This window comes from Mycobacterium sp. P4_H6, from assembly GCF_056400845.1.
Genome location: NZ_JBFUKN010000108.1, coordinates 1 through 20,095 on the forward strand (window position 1 = coordinate 1; position 20,095 = coordinate 20,095).

21 protein-coding genes and 1 pseudogene are annotated in these 20,095 nt (G+C 67.7%); 12 read left to right on the forward strand and 10 right to left on the reverse strand.

The window, feature by feature from the left end:
* The first annotated feature begins 45 nt into the window (after positions 1 to 45).
* Positions 46 to 1,416, forward strand: a complete 1,371-nt coding sequence (locus tag AC1DTF_RS28720; protein ID WP_057165444.1) for a WS/DGAT/MGAT family O-acyltransferase — start codon at positions 46 to 48, stop codon at positions 1,414 to 1,416.
* A gap of 192 nt (positions 1,417 to 1,608) precedes the next feature.
* Positions 1,609 to 2,781, forward strand: coding sequence for a hypothetical protein (locus AC1DTF_RS28725; RefSeq protein ID WP_477476512.1), 1,173 nt, complete (start codon positions 1,609 to 1,611; stop codon positions 2,779 to 2,781).
* 37 nt (positions 2,782 to 2,818) lie between these two features.
* Here AC1DTF_RS28725 and AC1DTF_RS28730 read toward each other — a convergent pair whose 3' ends face one another.
* A complete protein-coding gene (locus AC1DTF_RS28730; RefSeq protein WP_057165446.1) occupies positions 2,819 to 3,484 on the reverse strand; it encodes a GNAT family N-acetyltransferase in 666 nt (221 codons plus the stop codon).
* 59 nt (positions 3,485 to 3,543) lie between these two features.
* Complete coding sequence (locus AC1DTF_RS28735) at positions 3,544 to 4,806, reverse strand: amidohydrolase family protein (protein ID WP_057165447.1); 1,263 nt, start codon at positions 4,804 to 4,806, stop codon at positions 3,544 to 3,546.
* A gap of 24 nt (positions 4,807 to 4,830) precedes the next feature.
* On the opposite strand from AC1DTF_RS28735, the gene AC1DTF_RS28740 reads away from it, so the two are divergent.
* Positions 4,831 to 5,679, forward strand: coding sequence for an AraC family transcriptional regulator (locus AC1DTF_RS28740; protein ID WP_477476513.1), 849 nt, complete (start codon positions 4,831 to 4,833; stop codon positions 5,677 to 5,679).
* A 5-nt stretch (positions 5,680 to 5,684) separates the two neighbouring features.
* On the opposite strand, the gene AC1DTF_RS28745 is transcribed toward AC1DTF_RS28740, so the two are convergent.
* Entirely contained in the window at positions 5,685 to 6,302 is a 618-nt protein-coding gene (locus AC1DTF_RS28745; RefSeq protein WP_477476514.1) for a TetR/AcrR family transcriptional regulator, read from the reverse strand.
* Between the two features lie 129 nt (positions 6,303 to 6,431).
* Between AC1DTF_RS28745 and AC1DTF_RS28750 the strand changes: the two genes are divergently transcribed.
* Entirely contained in the window at positions 6,432 to 6,692 is a 261-nt protein-coding gene (locus AC1DTF_RS28750) for a WhiB family transcriptional regulator (protein WP_477476520.1), read from the forward strand.
* Between the two features lie 24 nt (positions 6,693 to 6,716).
* Here AC1DTF_RS28750 and AC1DTF_RS28755 read toward each other — a convergent pair whose 3' ends face one another.
* Positions 6,717 to 7,097, reverse strand: a complete 381-nt coding sequence (locus tag AC1DTF_RS28755; RefSeq protein WP_477476515.1) for a nuclear transport factor 2 family protein — start codon at positions 7,095 to 7,097, stop codon at positions 6,717 to 6,719.
* A 125-nt stretch (positions 7,098 to 7,222) separates the two neighbouring features.
* Between AC1DTF_RS28755 and AC1DTF_RS28760 the strand changes: the two genes are divergently transcribed.
* The 3 genes from AC1DTF_RS28760 to AC1DTF_RS28770 are packed head-to-tail and all read left to right on the forward strand — an operon-like array spanning position 7,223 to position 9,966.
* Positions 7,223 to 8,143: an alpha/beta fold hydrolase gene (locus tag AC1DTF_RS28760; protein ID WP_057165451.1), complete on the forward strand. Its 921-nt coding sequence runs from the start codon at positions 7,223 to 7,225 to the stop codon at positions 8,141 to 8,143.
* A 14-nt stretch (positions 8,144 to 8,157) separates the two neighbouring features.
* Positions 8,158 to 9,018, forward strand: coding sequence for an LLM class F420-dependent oxidoreductase (locus AC1DTF_RS28765; protein ID WP_477476516.1), 861 nt, complete (start codon positions 8,158 to 8,160; stop codon positions 9,016 to 9,018).
* A gap of 9 nt (positions 9,019 to 9,027) precedes the next feature.
* Complete coding sequence (locus tag AC1DTF_RS28770; protein ID WP_477476517.1) at positions 9,028 to 9,966, forward strand: LLM class flavin-dependent oxidoreductase; 939 nt, start codon at positions 9,028 to 9,030, stop codon at positions 9,964 to 9,966.
* Here AC1DTF_RS28770 and AC1DTF_RS28775 read toward each other — a convergent pair.
* The 4 genes from AC1DTF_RS28775 to AC1DTF_RS28790 all read right to left on the reverse strand — a co-directional run bounded on the left by AC1DTF_RS28775 (position 9,963) and on the right by AC1DTF_RS28790 (position 15,134).
* Positions 9,963 to 11,246, reverse strand: coding sequence for a competence/damage-inducible protein A (locus AC1DTF_RS28775; protein WP_057165454.1), 1,284 nt, complete (start codon positions 11,244 to 11,246; stop codon positions 9,963 to 9,965). The genes AC1DTF_RS28770 and AC1DTF_RS28775 overlap by 4 nt on opposite strands.
* Before the next feature lie 25 nt (positions 11,247 to 11,271).
* Positions 11,272 to 11,496 carry a hypothetical protein gene (locus AC1DTF_RS28780; protein ID WP_057165455.1) on the reverse strand — a complete coding sequence of 75 codons (225 nt, stop codon included), beginning with the start codon at positions 11,494 to 11,496 and terminating at the stop codon, positions 11,272 to 11,274.
* 74 nt (positions 11,497 to 11,570) lie between these two features.
* Entirely contained in the window at positions 11,571 to 14,267 is a 2,697-nt protein-coding gene (locus AC1DTF_RS28785) for a glycoside hydrolase family 2 protein (RefSeq protein WP_477476518.1), read from the reverse strand.
* A 123-nt stretch (positions 14,268 to 14,390) separates the two neighbouring features.
* The gene (locus AC1DTF_RS28790) at positions 14,391 to 15,134 is read right to left on the reverse strand and encodes a glucose 1-dehydrogenase (RefSeq protein WP_057165456.1); all 744 of its coding nucleotides are present in this window, start codon (positions 15,132 to 15,134) and stop codon (positions 14,391 to 14,393) included.
* A gap of 103 nt (positions 15,135 to 15,237) precedes the next feature.
* Here AC1DTF_RS28790 and AC1DTF_RS28795 point away from each other — a divergent pair, with 103 nt between their 5' ends.
* Positions 15,238 to 16,314 (forward strand): NAD(P)H-dependent amine dehydrogenase family protein, encoded by a 1,077-nt coding sequence (locus tag AC1DTF_RS28795; protein ID WP_057165457.1) that lies wholly within the window; start codon positions 15,238 to 15,240, stop codon positions 16,312 to 16,314.
* A gap of 25 nt (positions 16,315 to 16,339) precedes the next feature.
* Entirely contained in the window at positions 16,340 to 17,089 is a 750-nt protein-coding gene (locus AC1DTF_RS28800; protein ID WP_057165458.1) for an HAD family hydrolase, read from the forward strand.
* Here AC1DTF_RS28800 and AC1DTF_RS28805 read toward each other — a convergent pair.
* Positions 17,031 to 17,231, reverse strand: coding sequence for a (2Fe-2S)-binding protein (locus AC1DTF_RS28805; protein WP_082613945.1), 201 nt, complete (start codon positions 17,229 to 17,231; stop codon positions 17,031 to 17,033). The genes AC1DTF_RS28800 and AC1DTF_RS28805 overlap by 59 nt on opposite strands.
* Positions 17,231 to 17,851, reverse strand: coding sequence for a hypothetical protein (locus AC1DTF_RS28810; RefSeq protein WP_057165459.1), 621 nt, complete (start codon positions 17,849 to 17,851; stop codon positions 17,231 to 17,233). Before AC1DTF_RS28810 ends, AC1DTF_RS28805 begins: the two co-directional genes overlap by 1 nt.
* A 194-nt stretch (positions 17,852 to 18,045) precedes the next feature.
* Here AC1DTF_RS28810 and AC1DTF_RS28815 point away from each other — a divergent pair, with 194 nt between their 5' ends.
* From AC1DTF_RS28815 to AC1DTF_RS28825, 3 genes and pseudogenes are all read left to right on the forward strand, one after another.
* Positions 18,046 to 19,179, forward strand: a complete 1,134-nt coding sequence (locus tag AC1DTF_RS28815) for a nitronate monooxygenase (protein ID WP_057165460.1) — start codon at positions 18,046 to 18,048, stop codon at positions 19,177 to 19,179.
* Positions 19,180 to 19,274: 95 nt separating this feature from the next.
* Positions 19,275 to 19,838 (forward strand): TetR/AcrR family transcriptional regulator, encoded by a 564-nt coding sequence (locus AC1DTF_RS28820; RefSeq protein WP_477476519.1) that lies wholly within the window; start codon positions 19,275 to 19,277, stop codon positions 19,836 to 19,838.
* Position 19,839: 1 nt separating this feature from the next.
* Positions 19,840 to 20,095 (forward strand): annotated as a pseudogene (locus AC1DTF_RS28825) (molybdopterin oxidoreductase family protein); the annotation flags it as partial.

Sequence of the window (20,095 nt, forward strand, 5' to 3'; positions counted from 1 at the left end):
GAGCAATCGCCTGCCCCCTGCGGGTGGGATGGGTAGCGTGGCGGCATGAAGCTGATCTCCCCGACCGATGCGCTGTTCCTCGTCGGCGAGTCACGAGAACATCCGATGCATGTCGGTGGTCTCCAGCTGTTCGAGCCCCCGGCCGACGCCGGCCCCGACTTCGTCGGGGACCTCTACCGGACGATCGCCGACTGTGACGACTTCCAGCCCACCTTCCGCAAACATCCGGCCAGCCTCTTCGGTGGAATCTCCAATGTCGCTTGGACTTTGGACAGCGAGGTCGATGTCGACTATCACCTGCGCCGTTCCGGGTTGCCACGCCCCGGGCGGGTCCGCGAGTTACTGGAGTTGACCTCACGGATGCACGGCACTCTGCTCGACAGGCACCGGCCGCTGTGGGAGGCCTATTTCGTCGAGGGCCTCAGCGACGGGCGCTTCGCGGTGTACACCAAGATCCACCACTCCCTCATCGACGGGGTGTCCGCCCAACGGCTGATGATTCGCACGCTGGCGTCCGATCCGGACGACCGCGAGGTCCGGGTGCCCTGGACGCTGCAGTCCAAGAAGCGGGCCGTGACGTCCACCAGTGAGCGTTCCTCCTTGGTGGGTACGCTCACCGGAGCCGCCGGCGCAGTGGCCGGCATTGCCCCCTCGACGATCGCCTTCGCCCGTACGGCACTCTTCGAGCAACAGCTGACTTTGCCCTTCAGAGCACCCAAGACCATGTTCAACGTGCCCATCGGCGGCGCCCGCCGGTGCGCGGCACAGTCCTGGAAGCTCACCCGGCTCCGCGCGGTCAAGGAGGCCGCGCCTGGCTCGACCGTCAACGACGTGGTGCTCGCGATGTGCGCGGGAGCGCTGCGCGCCTACCTCGACGAGCAACACGCGCTTCCCGAAACGCCATTGGTGGCAATGGTTCCGGTGAGCCTGCGCGGTGAGCACGAGCAGGACGCCGGTGGCAACATGGTCGGCACGATCCTGTGCAACCTGGCCACCGATGTCGTCGATCCGATGAAACGGTTGGAGACCATCAGCGCTTCGATGCGGGACAACAAGCAGGTTTTCAGCGAGCTACCGCGAACCCAGGCGCTGGCACTGTCGGGCTTCCTGGTCGCCGGGCTGGGGCTCAGCCTGGTACCCGGATTCGTGTCCTCGGCACCGCCGCCGTTCAACATCGTCATCTCCAATGTGCCCGGCGCGCGGGAACCGATGTACTGGAACGGCGCCCGACTGGACGGCAACTACCCGCTGTCGATCGCCCTCGATGGGCAGGCACTGAACATCACCCTCACCAACAACGCCGACAACCTGGACTTCGGTTTGGTCGGGTGCCGGCGCAGCGTGCCGCATCTGCAGAGGTTGCTGACTCACCTGGAGGATTCGCTGTCCGCGCTGGAGCAGGCCGCCGGACTCTGACTCACCGCGGCGGGTCAGAAAGAGGCTCGCGCGCTGCGCTTTTGAGCCGCGGCTCGACAGTTTGCCCCGCTGCAGTCACAGGACGGGCACCGCTTCATATCGGATCGGTGTCGGCCAAAATTGGCGGTTTGCGCAATTTCAAGATCGCGATAAGTTCCCCTCGTCGTCAGTCGCAGGGAGACCGGGAAATCTATGCCACGCACCACAAATCGGCTCGCGCTGACATCGTTCGCAACGGCAGGTCTGTACTGCGGCGTACTCGCTCTGAGCCCGGCGGCGTTTGCTGAGCCCAGCCCCGGGGTGCCATGCCTGGAGATGGTCTCCGACCTCGCCGCCTCACCGGAGATCATCCCGCAGTCTCTGCAAGGTGGCGCTGCGGCATTGAACGAGGCCTTCGCGCCTCCACCACCCCCGCCCCCCACGGCGCCCGTGGAGACTGCGGCACCACTGATCGAAGCTGCCGCCGTCCCTGCTCCCCCGGTTGAGATCGCGGCCCCGCCACCGCCGGCACCACCGCCGGTACCCGCCGCGATCGAGGCCGCACCTCCTGCGCCCGCCGCGATGTCGGTACTCGAACGCGCCACCGCCGGACCACCCGTGGCCCCGATGGCCGCCCCGGTGCCTGCCGCCATTCCTGCGGCGGTGCCTCTCGCGGCCCCGGCCGTACCAGTGGTGACCCCGCCGCTACCCGTCGGTGTTCCGCCGGTCCCGGTGGCCGTCCCGGCGGGCATTCCGATGGCAGCACCGGCCGCGCCGGTCGCCGCTCCGCTGATCGAGGCCGCAGCGGTCAATCCGGTGGAGGCCGGCCCGCCGATCGCCGCTGCTCCCCCGCCACCGCCACTGGCGGCAGCACCGCCGCCCCCGCCGGTCGAGGCTGCGCCACCCCCGCCTGCCCCGGTCGAGATGGTGCCGCCCCCGGCGCCGGTCGAGGCCTCACCGCCGCTGGAAACCGCACCGCCAGTCGACATCGTGCCGCCCGCACCGGTTGACGTTCCGCCACCACCACCGGCAGACGTGGCACTCGTCGAGGCCGCGGCACCCGTTGCCGCCGCTGCGCCGATCGAGGCCGCGGTCGCGCCGCCCGTCGGTGTCGGGGCACCCGCCGCCGCGCTGGCCGCCGAAACGGCGGGCAATGTTCTCCCGATGCTCGCCTCGGCTCCGGCCGTGCTGGCGGCTACCCCGCCCCCTCCACTGGCCCTGCCGACGGTGCCCGGTCTGCCGGTGACGCTGCCCAGCGAGATCTCGCTGCCGACCGACCTGGTGTGCGAGGGCACCGCCTGGTCGGCCACGGACGCTGGGGATCAGCCCGGCGCTCCGGCAGCACGGCCGGCGGGCACGCCGCAAGAAGGCCGCGCCGACTGGTGATCAGCGGCCGAAAGACATTACCGCTGAGGGTGATTCATCAGCGTGCGTCGACGCCGGGAGCGCGTACCACCACCGGCACCGCCGGGAAGTAGATGGCCATCTCGGAACGTGACTTGCGGAGCGCAGCGGTGCCGTAGCCCTTCTTTCGCAGGTCGGGGCGGATCCAGATACGCACCTCGACCTCATGGCCGACGAGTTCGCCCAGCACCAGGCCGACTTTCTCCTCGCCCTCCAGCGCCACGAACCAGGCGGCCTCTTCGGCGTCCAAACGACCCAGCGCGGAGGTGATCTCGTCATCCAGGCTGCCGGCCGGGCTGCCCGTGCCGTCGCCGGCGGTGTGCAGTTCGTCCACCCGGGCGGCGAAGATGTCGCGGTCGACGTCCCCCGAGAAGGCCCGCAGCACCAGCGTTTCCGCCGAGGAGGCCGGGCGCTCGTTGAGGGTGAAGGTGAGCTGGCTGTTGAGGTCCTCCAGTTCGGCCGCGATGCCCCGGCGGGAGTCCTTCGTCAGCTGCTGGAACGACAGGCCGAAGACCGCCTCGCTGCCCAGGTGGGTGGTGCCGAGCAGTTCGGCGATCGCCGTGACGGCCGCATCCCGGTCGGTGGCGTCGACGATGATGTCGAGCACCTCATGCCGGCGGTCGAGCGCCTTCAGCAGAGCTTCGGCGATTTCACGGCGGGCGGCGGCACGATCCAGATCGGTCATGCCGCCAAGCCTAGATCAACCGCCGCCCGGTCCGCCGGGATCCACCCCGGCACCCTCGATCAGACCTGGGCGAACCGCTTTTGGTCGTAGAGCCGGGCCCACTCCGCGCGCGGACGGATCGAGGTGTCGACATCGGTGGCGGTCGCCCGCAGCGCGCCGACGGTCGCCTTCTCCTTGGGGGTGAGCTTGAACGGATCCCAGCCGAAGAACTTGCAGGAGTTCTCCCAGGTGATCTTGTTGATGTCGGAATCGTCGGCGCCTGCCGCGTTCAACTCGGCCAGCACCTGCTCGGGGGCGTCGGGCCAGAAGCAGTCCGAGTGCGGGTAGTCGCACTCCCAGGCGATGATGTCGATGCCGATCTCGTGGCGCAGCTTCAGCGAGGTCTTGTCGGTGACATAGCAGGCCAACGAGTGCTCACGGAACACATCGCTGGGCATCTTGTCGCCGAAGTCGCGACGCAACCACTTCTGGTTTGTGTAGTGCCGGTCGCTGCGGTCCAGGTAGAACGGGATCCAGCCGATACCGCCCTCCGAGAACGCGAACTTCAGGTCCGGGTAGTTGCGCATCGCCGGTCCCCACAACAGATCCTGGGCGCACATCGCCGAGACCTGGGTGGCCAGGATGATCAGGTTGTCGATGGGCGCGTTCGGCGCCATGCTGATCGCCCCGAAACCGGTGCCGATGTGCAGACACATCACCACCTGCTCATCGGACAGCGTCTGGAACACCGGGCCCCAGTACTCCTCGTCGTGGTAGCTCGGAAGTCCTTCCAGGTGCGGGAGTTCCGGCATCGTGACCGCGCGGCAGCCCTTGGCGGCGACCCGTTTGATCTCCTTGACCATGGCCTCGGGATTCCAGGTGGGCAGCACCGCGATCGGGATGAAGCGGTCCGGGTAGGAGCCGGCCCACTCGTCGATGTGCCAGTCGTTGTAGGCCGACACCATCACCAGGGTGACGTCCTCGCGGTGCATGTTGAGATGGCGGGCGGAGAACCCGGTGAACGTCGGGAAGCACATCGAGGCCAGGATGCCGTTGCGGCTCATGTCCCGGACGCGCTCGTGCACGTCGTACACGCCCGGCCGCATCTCGGCGAACCCGGCCGGGTCACGGCCCCATTCCTCGGCGGGCCAGGACACCACGGCGTTGAGTCCGCTGACCCCCTGCGGCCTGCCCTGGTACATCCACTGATCGACGCCCTTGTCGTCGGTCACGACGATCGGGGCCTCGGATTTGTACTTGGCCGGCACGTGGTTCAGGAACATGTCGGGCGGCTCCACGACATGGTCGTCGATGCTCACCAGGATCAGGTCGTCAGTCTGCATACCTAACTAGTACCCTCGGATTCCGTGACCGTCTCTGCGCTATCGGACAGAGGTTTGACCTTTTCGGCCAACCTGGACCAACCCGGTCGGCCGGTCATCGAGTTGCGTCGCGGCGGCCACGCGCCCGCGGGCAGCTACCTCTACGAGGGTGACGGGCTGATCACCGGCTGGCACTCCCACGAGGTGCATCAGATCGAGTACGCGCTGCAGGGTGTCGTCGAGGTGGAGACCGACGCGGGCCACTACCTGCTGCCACCCCAGCAGGCGGCCTGGATCCCGGCCGGGCTGGAACACCAGGCGGTGATGAACCCGGACGTCAAGACCGTCGCGGTGATGTTCGACGCGCAGATGATCCCCGACACCGGTGACCGCGCCCGGATAATCGCGGTGTCACCGCTGATCCGGGAGATGATGATCTACGCCCTGCGCTGGCCCATCGACCGCGACGGCAGTGACCAGGTGTCCGACGGCTTCTTCGGCACGCTGGCCTATCTGGTCACCGAGGCGCTCGATCACGAGGCGCCGCTGAGTCTGCCGACATCGGACCATCCGATCGTCGCGGCAGCGCTGGCCTACACCAAGAACAACCTCGCATCGGTGACCGCCGACGATGTCAGTCGCGCTGTGGCGGTTTCGGAACGGACACTGCGCCGGTTGTTCTCCGACACCCTCGGGCTGTCGTGGCGGACCTATCTGCTGCACGCCCGGATGCTGCGCGCGATGGCACTGCTGGCCGCGCCCGGCCAGTCGGTGCAGGCCACCTCGTCGGCGGTGGGTTTCGACAGCCTCAGCTCGTTCACCCGCAGCTTCGCCCAGTTCTGCGGCGAGACGCCGTCCGCATATCGCAAAAGGGTTGCCGGCGAGAAGGATTGACTCTGCTACGGCTTGCGGAACAAGCCGTCGCGCAGCAGTTCGTTCACCGCCGCCTGCCAGCGCTGCAGTTGCTCCGGCGCGGTGAACGGCGCCGCCAGGTTCCGCTCGATGTGGCCGCGCATGCTGACCGCGCCGAGCGGCAGGATCAGGGCGTTGATGACCGCCCACGGCAGGTCGATATCGGGGCGGGTCTCCCCGCGTTCGGCGCGCTGCTGCCAGCGCAGCATGCCGACCTCATACAGCTTGTCGAAGATCGTGGCGCCCAACTCGCTGCCGTCGACCAGGGCCCGGCCCAGATAGGCCGCCACGTCGGGATGCTCGGCGAACACCTTGTTCACCCGGCTACCGACCTCGGAGACCGAATCGGCGGCGACGTCGGGGATGGGCTGCGCCATCGGGGTGATCACCACCTCGACCACGAACTCGTCGACGGCCTTGATCAGTCCGGCCTTGGTGGAGAAGTGATGTTGCACGAGCCCGAGTGACACCCCGGCGGCAGCAGCAACCCCGCGCAACGTCGTGGCGGCGGTTCCGTGCGCCGCGAAACTCTGCAGTGCCGCGGCCCGGATCTTCTCGATGCTGCGTGGCACCTCAACGCCCGTCCCGCCGGCCTCAGATCTCACAATTGCCACCGTAGTCAATGTCACTCCACCACGGCTGGCCGATACGTCTGTATCGTAAGTACGATACAACCGTATGGTCCTGCAAACGATCAGTCGAGACGGAAGGGATGGTGGGGGGACGTGTATCCGATAGCGATCGAAGACGGAGTGTGGACGGCACCGTGCACACAGAATCCCGACCGGTGGACGACGACGGCGGACGAAGGGGCGAAGGCCTTGTGCCGTGCGTGTCCGCGCCGCTGGCAATGCGCGAAGGAGGCCTGCGTGACTCCGGGGGCGGAGGGTCTGTGGGCCGGCATCATGCTGCCACCGGCGGGACGTAGCCGGCAGTTCGCGCTCAAACAGTTGCGGTCGCTGGCCGAGCGCAACGCGGGCGCGGCCCGGCGCTGATCACCCCGGACCCGGGTCGGCGACCTACCGCGGCGGCGCACCCGAACAGTCGGGATCTACCTGCACCGCATACGAGGTGATGGCACTGATCCGGGTTCCGGTGAACTCGAAGATGTCGCATCCGGCAACGGCCGTGACGCCATTGGGCCCGCTGTAGCGGGCCACGGTGTCCACCGCGACCACATCGCCCTGAGCCGCGACCACACAGCGCTGCATGCTGGTCTCGGTGTCGGCCAGGCTCTCGCGGGTCTCACTGCAGGTGCGGATCACGGCGTCGGAACCCTCAAGCACCATGTAGCCCACGATCGTCCACCGGACGTCCCTGGCCAGATGCGGCAGCGACTCCTCGAAACGATGCGTGGAGAACGCCAGCGCGATGGCGCCGTGGTCGACCGGATCGTCCATGGGGTCCTCCTCGATCGCATGGCTGACAACGAAACTAGCGTGCGCTCGACCATTCCATGGCGACCCGGGTACGCGTGGCAAAGGGCACGATATTGCGCGCCTGTAATCCATGACACACTTTGCGGATGGTTCCTCCGATTGCTCGCCCCAAGCTAGAGGGCAACGTCGCCGTCAGCGCTGACCGGCAACTCGGGTTCGCCGAGTTCGGTGATCCCCAGGGCCGGGCGATCTTCTGGTTGCACGGCACCCCCGGGGCGCGCCGGCAGATACCCGCGGAGGCACGGGCCTACGCCGAGCTGGAGAAGATCCGGCTCATCGGCGTGGACCGTCCCGGAATCGGATCCTCGACAGCGCACCAGTATCCCAACGTGCTGGCTTTCGCCGAGGATCTGCGCACCATCGCCGACACGCTCGGCATCGACAACTTCGCCGTCATCGGGCTCTCCGGCGGTGGGCCGTACACGCTGGCCGCCGCGGCCGCCATGCCCGACCGGGTGGTGGCCGCCGGTGTGCTCGGTGGCGTGGCCCCCTACGTCGGGCCGGACGGCATCGCCAGTGGCCTGATGAACCTCGGCTCGACGGTGGCGCCGGTGCTCGAGCTGGCCGGTGCCCCCATCCGGCTGGCAGCCGCCACGCTGATCAAGCTCATCGCGCCGGTCGGTTCACCGGCGCTGGAGATCTACGCCAGGATCTCCCCGGAGGGCGACCGCCGGCTGCTGGCACGCCCGGAGTTCAAGGCGATGTTCCTCGACGACCTGCTCAACGGCGGCCGCAAACAACTCGCGGCCCCGTTCTACGACATCGTCGACTTCGTCCGCGACTGGGGATTCCGCCTCGATGAGGTCAAGGTGCCGGTGCACTGGTGGCACGGCGACAAGGACCACATCGTGCCGTTCGCGCACGGCGCGCACGTGGTGTCGCGGCTGCCGGAAGCCGAGATGACGGTGCTGCCCGGCGAGAGCCACCTCGGGGGGCTCGGCTGCGCCGAGGAGATCCTCCGTACGATGCTTGACATCTGGGATCGCGACGGCCGCGGCTCCCGCTGAAAGGAGTTCGGCACGTGGAACTTTCGGGAACCGGAATCTGGAGCTCACACCTGCGGTACGGCGACGCCGGGCAGGCCGCCGAGGCCGCGGCCGAACTGGAGGAGCTCGGCTACACCGCCCTCTGGATCCCCGATGTCGGCGGACCGGTGCTCGACTCGGTCGAGAACCTGCTGACCGCCACCAAGACGGTCACCATCGCCACCGGCATCCTCAACCTCTGGATGCACGAGCCCGCCGAGGTGGCCGCCGCACATGCCCGGCTGTCGTCGGCGCACGGACGCCGGTTCCTGTTGGGCATCGGTGTCAGCCACGCGCCGCTGATCGATTCGAAGTCGCCGGGTACCTACCGCAAGCCGCTGGCCGCCACCGCGGCCTTCCTGGACGGGCTGGACAACGCCGAGCAGCCGGTGGCCGCCGAGGACCGCGTGCTCGCCGCGCTCGGGCCGAAGATGCTGCGCCTTGCCGCCGACCGGTCGCGTGGTGCGCATCCCTACCTGGTCACCCCCGAGCACACCGCCGGGGCCAGGGAGAAACTCGGCGACGGACCGCTGCTGCTGCCCGAACAGACCGCGGTGCTCAGCGAGGACGCCGATTTCGCCCGCGGGATCGGACGCGAGTGGGCGCGTGGCTACCTGGCCATGCCGAACTACGCGAACAACCTGCTGCGTTCCGGCTTCACCGAGGACGAAGTGCACTCGGTCAGCGACCGGCTGGTCGATGCGATCGTGGTGTGGGGCAACGAGGAAGCGATCCTGCAGCGCGTCAACGAGCACAAGGCCGCCGGCGCCGACCATGTGTGCGTCCAGGTGCTCGACTCCGACCTGTCGGCACTCCCGCTGGAGCAGTGGCGCCGGCTCGCACCCGTGCTGAACTGACACCCGCCGATGGGTGAGCTCGATATCGGTGTCTACGTCCCCCAGATGGGGTTCACCTATGCCGACGTGCTGCACCGCGCGGTGCGCTGCGAGGAATTCGGCATCGGGTCGCTGTGGCTGTACGACCATCTCTACGGCCCGGGGATGCCCGAGATCGACTCCCTGGAGGCGTGGACCCTGGCCACCGCACTGCTGGCCCGCACCGAGCGGCTACGCGTCGGACATATGGTGTTGTGCAACCAGTTCCGCCATCCCGTGGTGCTGGCGAAGATGGCCACCACGCTCGATCAGATATCGGCGGGCCGCCTGCAACTGGGGATCGGCAGCGGCTCCATCGAAGACGAACATCGGCGCACCGGCCTGGACTGGGGGTCTTTCGCCACCCGTTCGGCTCGTCTCGCCGAATCGCTGGAGATCCTGACCCAGGCGTTCGACACGGGCACCGTGGACTTCACCGGTGCGCACTACGCCGTTCGCGAGATGCCCATCCGTCCCGGTGCGGTCCAGCAACCGCGCCCGCCCATCGTGGTCGGGGGCRTCGGCGAGAAGTACACGCTGCCACTGGTGGCGCGGTACGCCGACGTGTGGAACGTGCCCACCTACGCACTCGGCGAGCTGGAACACAAACTGGCCGTACTGCGCGCCATCTGCTCCGATATCGGGCGCGATCCGGCCACCATCGTGATGTCGGTGGAGGCGGTGATGGCACTGGCACCGGACGAGCAGTCGCTGCCGAAGGTCCGCGAGTTCGCCGAGAAGCGATTCGGTGGACCGGGTTTCGGACTCGCCGAGGGCGGACTGATCGGCACCGCACCGATGATCGTCGAGCGGTTGCGGCAATGGCAGGACATCGGATTCGGCCAGGTCGTGTTGTTCACCCACGACCGCGCCTCCGATCAGACCCTGGAAATCCTTGCCTCCGAGGTCATCTCCGAGTTCGCGGGCTAGTCGGTCTGCAGCGCCAGCAGTTCGCTGCGCAGCAGGTGCATCGCGACCGTCGTCGATCGCTCGCGCACATCGCTGCGGTCACCGGGCAGCCGCAACGTCCGCACCTGCGTCGGCCTGCCGCTCAGCGCCACCCCGAAACACACCGTGCCGACCGGCTTTTCCGCCGAGCCGCCGCCGGGCCCGGCGATCCCGGTGATACCGACCGCGGTGTCGGCGCCGAAGCGGGCCAGCGCGCCTTCGGCCATCGCGCGGGCCACCGGCTCGGATACCGCGCCGTGGTCGTCGATCAGTGCGGCGTCCACGCCGAGCAGCGCCACCTTGGCGTCGTTGGAGTAGGACACCACCCCACCGACCAGGTATGCCGACGACCCGGCCCGGTCCGCCAGCCTGGCGGCCAGCAGCCCCGCCGTGCACGACTCCGCGGTGGCGAACCGGCGCCCGGCCAGCAGCGCGGCCACCTGATCGTCGATGAGTGCGCCATCCTCGGAGAACAATTCTTGTGGATAGCGGTCCCGCAACAGGTCGATCAGCGCGGCGTAGGCGCCTGCGGCGGGCGGTTCGTAGCGGGTGACGATCTCCAGCTCGCCGCGGCGAAGACAAGTGGTGACCTCGAGATCGGAGAATCCGTCGATGCGGGTTTCGGCGTCCCGCAGTGTTTCCGCGAGCCCGGACTCGGCAAGCCCGAACATCCGCACCGTCTCCTGGCGGTACTCGGTGCGTCCGGCGATCGCCTGCTGGACGGCGAGCGACTCGACCGCACGTGACCACATGGGCTGCAGTTCGCGCGGCGGGCCGGGCAGCACCACGACGGTCGGCCCGTCCCCCGCTGCGCTCAGGACGACTCCTGGTGCGGTGCCCACCGGATCGAGGATTTCCGCACCGGCGGGCACCATGGCCTGCTTGCGGTTCGCGGCCATCACCGCCTCGAAATCGACGCCGTGGCGCCCGGCCATCAGGGTGCGCAGAATTTCGGCGATGCGGACTTCGAGCGGACCGTCGAGCACCAGTTCACGGCCGGCGAAGCGAGCCACGGTGGCCACCGTCAGATCATCGGCCGTCGGGCCGAGGCCGCCGCTGGTGATGATGAGGTCGACACCCTCGCCGGCGAGGAAACGCAACTGCGCCTCGATATCGTCGGCGCGGTCACCGCACTGGGTGACATAGGCAAGCTCCACGCCCAGCTCCAGCAGCCGGTCGGCGAGCCAGGGTCCGTTGAGATCCTGGATCCGCCCGGTCAGCACCTCGGTGCCGGTCACCACGATCGCCGCGCGCACAGTCATGGTCTGAGCCTAGGCAGCCACCACGTCAGTGCGTCAGCCAGCCCTTCACCGTCGCCAGGTCGCGGGTGTACTGCTCCATGCCGTCATCGTGGTAGCGGGAACCACCGCTGATCGCCTCGTCGCCCTGCCAGATCACCCGGATACGCGCTGCGCCCCGCAGGTAGATGTCGACCCGGTCGGCGATGCGCCGGCTCCACCCGCGTTCCGCGGTGATCTCGGCAAGCGCCTGCCGTTCGGTTACGTCGGCCATCGTCATCCTCCTGTGGTGGGCTGGCCTCCATCCTCCCCTGCCGCACCATCGGCGTCCGGGCCGCCCCACGCCGGTCAGCCGATCGGGACGACGAGGGCCGCCGTGTTGTAGCCGCTGACCCGCACCCAACCCGGTCGGGGAGCGCCGTCGGGGACGGTGCCATGCACCTCAACGGTCTCTCCCGGGAACACCGTCACATAGTTGTCGCTGTAGCGGATCGGCAGGATCTCGTCGCCGTCGCGGGTGGCCAGGATCTCGGCGCGCTCGAAAAAGGCGATGTGTCCGGTCGTGTTGCGTAGCCGGACGCTCACCCCGTCGTCCCCGTGGTGCTCGGCGCTGACCTGCAGTGGCACCTTCGCCATCCGGTTCAGTGCCGTCATGTCGGCCCAGCTGACCTGGCGGGTCTCGAACGGCCCGTCGGCGGCCGGATCGCCGGCATCATCGCGCCGCTGGGACTGCCAGTACACGTTCTGGGCGACGACGGCCCCGTCCGCGCCGATCAGTTCGCAACGCACGAAGAACACCGGTGAATCGCGGGCCACCCGCGGCAGGGTGAGGACCGCGCGCGCATCCCCGGAGCCGACGTCGATACCGGCGGCGGTGCGGTCATCCCGGACCCGGCCCGCCACGTCGTAGACGCGGACCCGGGCCGTCAGACCGGTGGCCTTCRCCGGGCTCTGGTTGACCACGGTGATATCCGCCCTGCTGTGGTCGCCGCCGGCATAGGCGTCGAAGACCACCGACAGCGGACGCAATCCGGTCTTGGCGCCGTAATAGGCCCCCCCGGGGCGCAGGTACCAGTCGAAGATGTGGGCGAAGAACGACGGCCAGTGACTGTTGAGCATCCAGTAGATGGTCATCTTGTGTTCGGCCCATCCCTGTGCGGCGAAGGCCTCGAACTGGGCGCGCGTCGACTCGTACTGTGCCAGTTGGGCTTTGCGGGCGAACTCCTCGGCTCCCGAGGAGGGCCCGTAGCGCCGGTTGACCGCCCGCTGCACGCTGGTCAGCGCGGCATTGCGTGGATCGGACCCGGCATGGAAGAACCAGGTGTCATCGATGGGCCACAGGGCGTCCGGCGGGATGAACGTGCGCAGGCTGGCGTACGGCGGAATGTGTTCGTTGTCGCCCTGCTCCGCGGTCGCCCCGCGGGTGGCCGGATAGCGGCCGGCGAACCAGTAACTCGGTGCCCGCCAACTGTAGGGACCGGCCATGTGGATACCGTCCCAGTCCTCCCGTGCCCGGGCGGACACCGTGTCGACGACCGCGTTCTGCCAGTGCAGATCCCGCAGCACGGCGTGGTACTGGCTACGCAGAGGCTCCGGGGGTATCCCGTCACTTGCGTTGGCCCACACCGCAACCGATGGGTGGGAACGCAGCTTCCGAGCCTGCGAGCGCAGGCTGGCCTGGGCGACGGCACGGTCCTCGTCGTCCCACTGCTCCCATTTCTCCCACTGGTTGCAGCACATCCAGCCCACCATCAGCGGGATGCCGAGCTCGTCGGCCCGTTCGAAGAACCGCTCCCCCGGGATCTTCGACTCCAGGCGCAACATGTTCAGCCCGAGGTCGCGGACATAGCCCAGGGTCGCGTCCTCCCTGCGGGAATCGTCGCGGAATAGCAGGTCCGGGGTGTACACCGCGCCGCGCACCAGGAAGTCCCTGCCGTTGACCGCGAGATAGAAGTTTCCTCCGCTGCCCGGGAAACGCTCGTCATCGTCCCGGTGCTGAGTGAAGGTCCGGATGCCGAAACGCTGCGTACTGGTATCGATCACGCGGTTGTAGTGGCGAAACTCCAGCTTGAGGTCATACAACGCGGGATCGCCCAGCGTGTAGGGCCACCACAGATCCGGGCGATCGACCACCAGTGCCCCGAACCGGTCCGGGTCGAAGGTGACCTCTCGACGCTCGCCGGGGCCCAGCGTGACCGTCTGGTCGACGCTGACGTCGGGTTTGCCGGCACGGCTGATGGTGGCCCGCAGCATTCCGCGCACCCGGCGTGCAGAGTCGTTGCGCACATCGGCGTATACCGTCAGCCGCGCGGAATCCGCCTCGGGCAGCCGAAGATCGGTGTTCACCGTGGCCGCCCCGATGTCGACCGCGCCGGACGCGGTCAGATACACCGGTTTGAAGATGCCCGCATTACGATMGGGCACAAAGGAATTGCCCGGCCGCCCCAGATACTGCGAGTTGATCCAGTCATACCAGCTGTCGGCGAGCTCAACCCCGTCGACGTCCTGCATCGACCGTTCCGGAATGACTTTGACGGCCAGGACATTCGGACCGTCGACCAGGTGATCGGTGACATCGACCTCATGGTCGACGTACATCCCGACCAGCTGCGCGCTGTCGGCGATGAGCTCGCCGTTGAGCCACACCTCGGCGCGGTAGTTGATGCCGGGGAAATCGAGGCGGTAGGTCGAATGCCCGGCAGGCGCGGTGAATGTGGTGCGGTACCACCAGTCCTGCAGGTAGAGGTCCTGCGGGACGGCATCGCGCAGATTCGTTCCGTCGTAGAGGTTCTGGTAGGTGCCGTCCTGCTGCAGCGCATCCAGCACGGTCGCCGGCATTCGGGACACCTGGTGCCACGCCGGCGCGACTGCCTGATAACTCTGCCGCGAGATCTCCGGTCCGACGGCCGACAGCCTGCCCGAGGCCGCCAGCGTCCACCCCGTGTCGAGCTCGACGGTCACCGGTGCGGGATCCGACCGGCTGAACAGCGCGTGGTCGTCGGCGCTCACCAGCAGCAACACCACCGTGAGAAGGACACCGACCACGGCGGTCCAGCGTCTCGGTGTCGCTATGGTGTCGCTCCCCTCGCCTCGGCCGGCACTTCATTGTGCCCGGCCGAGGCGATCAGGGTCGGTTCGAGGAGGTCGCCGCTCTCAGAACAGGTCCTCTCAGAACAGGTCTTTGTGCGGGACGTCGGTGATCAGACCACCGTCGACCACGAATTCCGCGCCGGTCGAGAAGGACGACTCGTCGCTGGCCAGGAACACCACGAAGGTCGAGACCTCTTCGGAGCGGCCCGGCCGGCCCAGCGGCGAGGTGACCATGTCGTCGGGGAAGTGCTTGGTCATCGGGGTGCGGATGAAGCCGGGGTGCAGCGAGTTGATCCGGATGTTGAACTTGCCGAGTTCGATCGCGGCGGACTTGGCCAGCCCGCGCACGGCCCACTTTGAGGCCACGTACGGGTGCACCATGGGTGCGCCGCGCAGGCCCTCGATGGAGGACACGTTGATGATGGAACCGCCGCCCGCGGCCTTCATCTGTTCGACGACGGCCTGCATGCCCAGGAAGGTTCCGGTCAGGTTGACGTCGATGACCTTCTGCCATTTCGCCATATCGAACTGGCCGATCTTCCCGAGTGCCACGATGCCCGCGTTGTTCACCAGCGTGGTGAGACCGCCGTAGGTCTCGACGGCGGTGTTGACCGCGGCGGCCCACTGATCGGCATCGGTGACATCGAGGTGGACGTAGCGCACGGCATCGCCGAGCTCGGCGGCCAGCGCCTCACCCTTCTCGTCGAGGATGTCGCCGACGACCACCTTGGCGCCCTCGTCGATGAGCATCTTGGCGTGTGCGGCGCCCATTCCCTGTGCGCCGCCGCTGATGAGTACAACTTTTCCGTCCACGCGTCCCATGAGGCGTCAGGCTACCGCAACGCCGAAATAAACTAGAACCTGTTCCAATTTGTGTCCGACCCCCGCATACTGCGACCAGACCAAACACCGTGAGGAGACCTGTATGGCCATTCGCGTGGCACTCGTCGGCACCGGAAACTGCGGCCGGCTGTCCCTGATTCAGCTCATCCAGGACCCCCGGTTCGAGCTCGTCGCGGTGGGCACCTCGACCGAGGCCAAGGTCGGCCGCGATGCGGGTGAACTGGCCGGACTGGACATCGTCACCGGAGTGACCGCCACGCCGGGCATCGAAGACGCGCTGGCGGCGAAGCCGGACTGCCTGGTGTACTGCGCGATGGGCGACACCCGCCCCGTCGAGGCGACGCGCGACGTGATGGCGGCGCTCTCGGCAGGGGTCAACGTGGTCGGGTCGGCGCCCGGCGGGCTGCAGTTCCCGTGGGGGGCGATGCCCGACAAGGCCATCGCCCGCGTGGAAGATGCCGCACAACAAGGGAATTCAAGCGTATACATCACCGGCGTGGATCCCGGTTTTGCCACCGATCTGGTCCCGTTTGCGATCGCCAGCACCTGCCAGCGCATCGATCAGATCAAGACCATGGAGATCGCCGACTACGCCACCTATGACGGCGCCGAGGTGATGTCGATCGTGATGGGCTTCGGCAACCCCATCGACCAACCCGGCATGCTGTTCCTTCCCGGAATCCTGGGCGCGGCCTGGGGCACGGCGATCCGGATGCTGGCCGCCGGGCTGGGCGTCGAGGTCGACGAGATCACCGAGAACTACGAACTGGAGCCCGCCCCGGAGGACATTCCGGTTGCCACCGGTGTCATCGCCAAGGGCACGGTCGCCGCGATGCGGTTCGAGATCAACGGCATGGTCGCCGGCAAGCCGGTGATCGTCGTCGAGCACATCACCCGGGTGCGCGAGGACCTGCGCCCGGACTGGGCCCAACCGGCGCAACCCGGTGGCTCCTACCGGGTGGAGATCACCGGCGAACCGTCCTATGTCGTCGACATCTGTCCGACCAGCAGCCGCGGCGATCACAACTACGCCGCGATCCTGGCCGCCGCCGGCCGGATCGTGAATGCCATTCCCGACGTGGTGGCCGCCGCACCCGGCATCCGCACGACGCTCGATCTGCCGCTGGGCACCGGTCGGGGTCTGGTGTATCCGGCCTGATTCCGGCAGCACGCACAATGGAAGAGTGACCGACCCGCTCCCAGCCATCCTCTCCAGTCCGGCGGGCCCACACATCGGTGCGTTCTTCGATCTCGACGGGACGCTGGTTCGTGGGTTCACGGCGACGGTGCATGCCGGGCACCGCATCCGCAACCGGCAGTCCGGATTCGGTGAGCTGTCGGGGATCTTCGAGGCGAGCGTCCGCTACAAGCTGGGCCGGATGCAGTTCGCGAGGCTGTTGCAGCGCGCGGCCGGCTACCTGGCGGGCGAACCGCTGGCCGAGCTCGAGGCGCTCGGGGACGAGTTGTTCACCACCCGCGTCGCCGCGCGACTCTTCCCCGTGATGACGCGGGTGGTCGCCGCACACCAGGAACGCGGGCACACCGTGGCGATGAGTTCGTCGGCACTGACCATGCATGCGGGGCCGGTCGCCCGCCACCTCGGCATCGAACATGTGCTGTGCAACCACTTCGAGGTGGACGCCGAGGACAAGCTGACCGGACACATTGTCAGACCCATCGTGTGGGGACGCCAGAAGGCAAGAGCGGTCATGGAATTCAGCTCGCAACGCGGCATCGATCTGACCGAGAGCTTCTGCTACGCCGACGGGACCGAGGATCTGCCGGTACTCGACGCCGTCGGGCATCCCAACGCGGTCAATCCCCGGCCCGGACTCGCGGCCGCCGCGGCCAAGAACGGCTGGCCGGTGTTGCGGGTCAGTTCCGAGGAGGACCGGCGGTGGTGGTCCCGCGCCCAGCGCCCCGGGATTCGATGATCGCGCGGACCGTGCGCCGGCACCGTCCGCAGTCGGCGCCGGCACCGCAGGCGAGGGCCACCTGTTTGGTCGTGGCGGCCCCGCCGTCCACCGCATCAGCCACCTCGTGGCTGGTGATGCCGTTGCAGAGGCAGACGAACATCAGCCCTCGATGCGCATCATCTGCTGAAACTGGCCGATGAACACCGGCGGATAGGCACCCACCCCGGCCTCGGCGAGCCACTCGGCCGCATCGTCGGAGTCGTGCAGCCAGCGCCGCGCGCTGAGTTCGTCATCGATCTGCTGCAGGATCAGCACCTCGTGCGGATCATCGAGGGCACGGAAGCTCCAGAAGCGCTGCACCCCGGAGGCATGAAAGGCCTTGGCCGCGCCGCGCACCCGAGCGTTCAGTTCGGCAATATCGGCGACCGAGGTCACCATGGACACCATCACCGGCGGGGCCGGATGTTCGTCATGATCGAAATCGATCCGTTCGAACAACTCACCGGCGAACACCGCGGGCAGGTCCTGGACACCGACGGCGTCGAACCAGTCGAAGAAGACCCGGGACCGCAGCAGATCCAGCACCGGCTCGTGGGCGTGGATGCCGAGGATCACCAGAACGCGTTCGGGATCGGTCGTCGAGGTGTAGACCAGTACGTGATGGACGCCCATGTCAGCCAGGGCCTCGGTGCGGCGCTGCAGCAGCGGCCAGACCGTGGTCGGGTCGGGCACGCGGTAGTCCGACACCAGTACCAAGGAGTTGGCCAGCCAGTCCTTCATCTCGTGGCACTCCCCGGGTCGTGGATACGGTGACTGTTAATGGAACTTCCGAAAAACGGTAATGGCATTCTCGCACGCTGTCGCCCTCGATACCGCTGATTGGGCGGGTGAACATTGCGGAAATCGGGGGCCGGGATACTAAACTAGAACACGTTTCAGTCTGCGATTCGCGATCGCCCAACTTAGGAGCCTGCGTGCATACTCCCCTCTGCGACCAATTGGGTATCGAATTCCCCATCTTCGCCTTCACCCACTGCCGCGACGTGGTGGTCGCGGTCAGCAAGGCCGGCGGGTTCGGCGTGCTGGGCGCGGTCGGTTTCACTCCCGAGCAGCTCGAGGTCGAACTCAACTGGATCGACGAGCACATCGGTGACCACCCCTATGGCGTGGACATCGTGATCCCGAACAAGTACGAGGGCATGGACGCCACCGACCTGTCCCCCGAGGTGCTCAAGAAGACGCTCAACGACCTCGTCCCCCAGGAACACATCGATTTCGCCAAGAAGGTGCTGTCCGACCACGGCGTGCCGGTCGATCACAGCGACGATGACGCGCTGCAGCTGCTGGGCTGGACCGAAGCGACGGCGACCCCGCAGGTCGAGGTGGCTCTGCAGCACCCGAAGTGCACGTTGATCGCCAACGCGCTGGGCACCCCACCCGTCGACATGATCAAGCACATCCACGACGAGGGCCGTAAGGTCGCGGCGCTGTGCGGATCCCCGTCGCAGGCGCGTAAGCACGCCGACGCCGGCGTCGACATCATCATCGCCCAGGGCGGCGAGGCCGGCGGGCACAGCGGCGAGGTCGGCTCCATCGTGCTGTGGCCCCAGGTCGTCAAGGAGGTCGCGCCGGTTCCGGTGCTGGCCGCCGGCGGCATCGGCAGTGGCCAGCAGATCGCCGCGGCTCTGGCGCTCGGTGCCCAGGGCGCGTGGACGGGCTCGCAGTGGGTGATGGTCGAGGAGTCCGAGAACACCCCCGTGCAGCACGCCGCGTACGTGAAGGCCAGTAGCCGCGACACCGTGCGCAGCCGCTCCTTCACCGGGAAGCCCGCCCGCATGCTGCGCAACGACTGGACGGAGGCCTGGGAGAACCCGGACAACCCGAAGCCGCTGGGCATGCCCCTGCAGTACATGGTCTCCGGCATGGCGGTCGCTGCGACGCACAAGTTCCCCAATGAGTCCGTCGACGTCGCGTTCAACCCGATCGGCCAGGTCGTCGGCCAGTTCACCAAGGTCGAGAAGACCTCCGCGGTCATCGAGCGCTGGGTGCAGGAGTACCTGGAGGCGACCAATACCCTCAACGAGCTCAACGAGGCGGCGTCGGTGTAACCCACCAACAGACACAAAAGGCCCTCAATCCTCCGCGATTGAGGGCCTTTTGTGTCTGTTCGGCAGGTGAGGCTCTATGTATGATGCTCTACATAATGACTTCACCCCGTGAGCGCATGATCGTTTCCACGGCGCTGCTCATCCGCGAACGCGGCGCACATTCGACCGCGATCTCCGACGTCCTGCAACACAGTGGCGCGCCGCGCGGTTCGGCCTACCACCACTTCCCCGGTGGACGAACCCAATTACTCTGCGAGGCAGTTGATTTCGCCAGCGATCATATCGCGCACCGGATATCCGGCGCGGCGGGCGCGGTCGAGGCCCTCGACACGGTGGTCGACGGGTTCCGCAGCCAGCTCACCGAGACCGCTTTCCGGGCCGGCTGCCCGGTGGCCGCGGTCGCCGTCGAGGCCGACAACCCGCCGGTCGTCGCGCGGGCGGCGGCGGCATTCACCCGCTGGACCGGGCTGATCGAAGAGCTCCTGCGCCGCGACGGCGTCACCGCCGAGCGCGCCGCCGAACTCGCGATGCTCACCACCACTGCGATCGAAGGCGCCGTCCTGGTCGCCCGCACCACCGGCGACGCCGGCGCACTCGACCTCGTCCACCGGCAGTTACGCGCCCTCGTGACCGCCGAAACCGGCGAACGAAAGGCATGACATGACCGAACCGACCCAGATCCCGCCGTGGCAACCCACGGCCTGCATCCTGTGCGAATGCAACTGCGGCATCGTGGTCCAACTCGAAGGCCGCACGCTGGCCAAGATCCGCGGCGACAAAGAACATCCGGCCTCGCAGGGCTATACCTGCAACAAGGCCTTGCGGCTGGACCACTATCAGAACAACCGGGCCCGGCTGACCTCCCCGATGCGCCGCACGCCCGCCGGCGAGTACGAGGAGATCGACTGGGACACCG

Excerpts from the sequence above, each read along its gene's own strand:
- AC1DTF_RS28720 (WP_057165444.1), top strand. The coding sequence starts at position 46 with ATGAAGCTGATCTCCCCGACCGATGCGCTGTTCCTCGTCGGCGAGTCA.
- AC1DTF_RS28725 (WP_477476512.1), top strand. The coding sequence starts at position 1,609 with ATGCCACGCACCACAAATCGGCTCGCGCTGACATCGTTCGCAACGGCA.
- AC1DTF_RS28730 (WP_057165446.1), bottom strand. The coding sequence starts at position 3,484 with ATGACCGATCTGGATCGTGCCGCCGCCCGCCGTGAAATCGCCGAAGCT.
- AC1DTF_RS28735 (WP_057165447.1), bottom strand. The coding sequence starts at position 4,806 with ATGCAGACTGACGACCTGATCCTGGTGAGCATCGACGACCATGTCGTG.
- AC1DTF_RS28755 (WP_477476515.1), bottom strand. The coding sequence starts at position 7,097 with ATGGACGATCCGGTCGACCACGGCGCCATCGCGCTGGCGTTCTCCACG.
- AC1DTF_RS28760 (WP_057165451.1), top strand. The coding sequence starts at position 7,223 with ATGGTTCCTCCGATTGCTCGCCCCAAGCTAGAGGGCAACGTCGCCGTC.
- AC1DTF_RS28775 (WP_057165454.1), bottom strand. The coding sequence starts at position 11,246 with ATGACTGTGCGCGCGGCGATCGTGGTGACCGGCACCGAGGTGCTGACC.
- AC1DTF_RS28780 (WP_057165455.1), bottom strand. The coding sequence starts at position 11,496 with ATGGCCGACGTAACCGAACGGCAGGCGCTTGCCGAGATCACCGCGGAA.
- AC1DTF_RS28790 (WP_057165456.1), bottom strand. The coding sequence starts at position 15,134 with ATGGGACGCGTGGACGGAAAAGTTGTACTCATCAGCGGCGGCGCACAG.
- AC1DTF_RS28795 (WP_057165457.1), top strand. The coding sequence starts at position 15,238 with ATGGCCATTCGCGTGGCACTCGTCGGCACCGGAAACTGCGGCCGGCTG.
- AC1DTF_RS28805 (WP_082613945.1), bottom strand. The coding sequence starts at position 17,231 with ATGTTCGTCTGCCTCTGCAACGGCATCACCAGCCACGAGGTGGCTGAT.
- AC1DTF_RS28810 (WP_057165459.1), bottom strand. The coding sequence starts at position 17,851 with ATGAAGGACTGGCTGGCCAACTCCTTGGTACTGGTGTCGGACTACCGC.
- AC1DTF_RS28820 (WP_477476519.1), top strand. The coding sequence starts at position 19,275 with ATGACTTCACCCCGTGAGCGCATGATCGTTTCCACGGCGCTGCTCATC.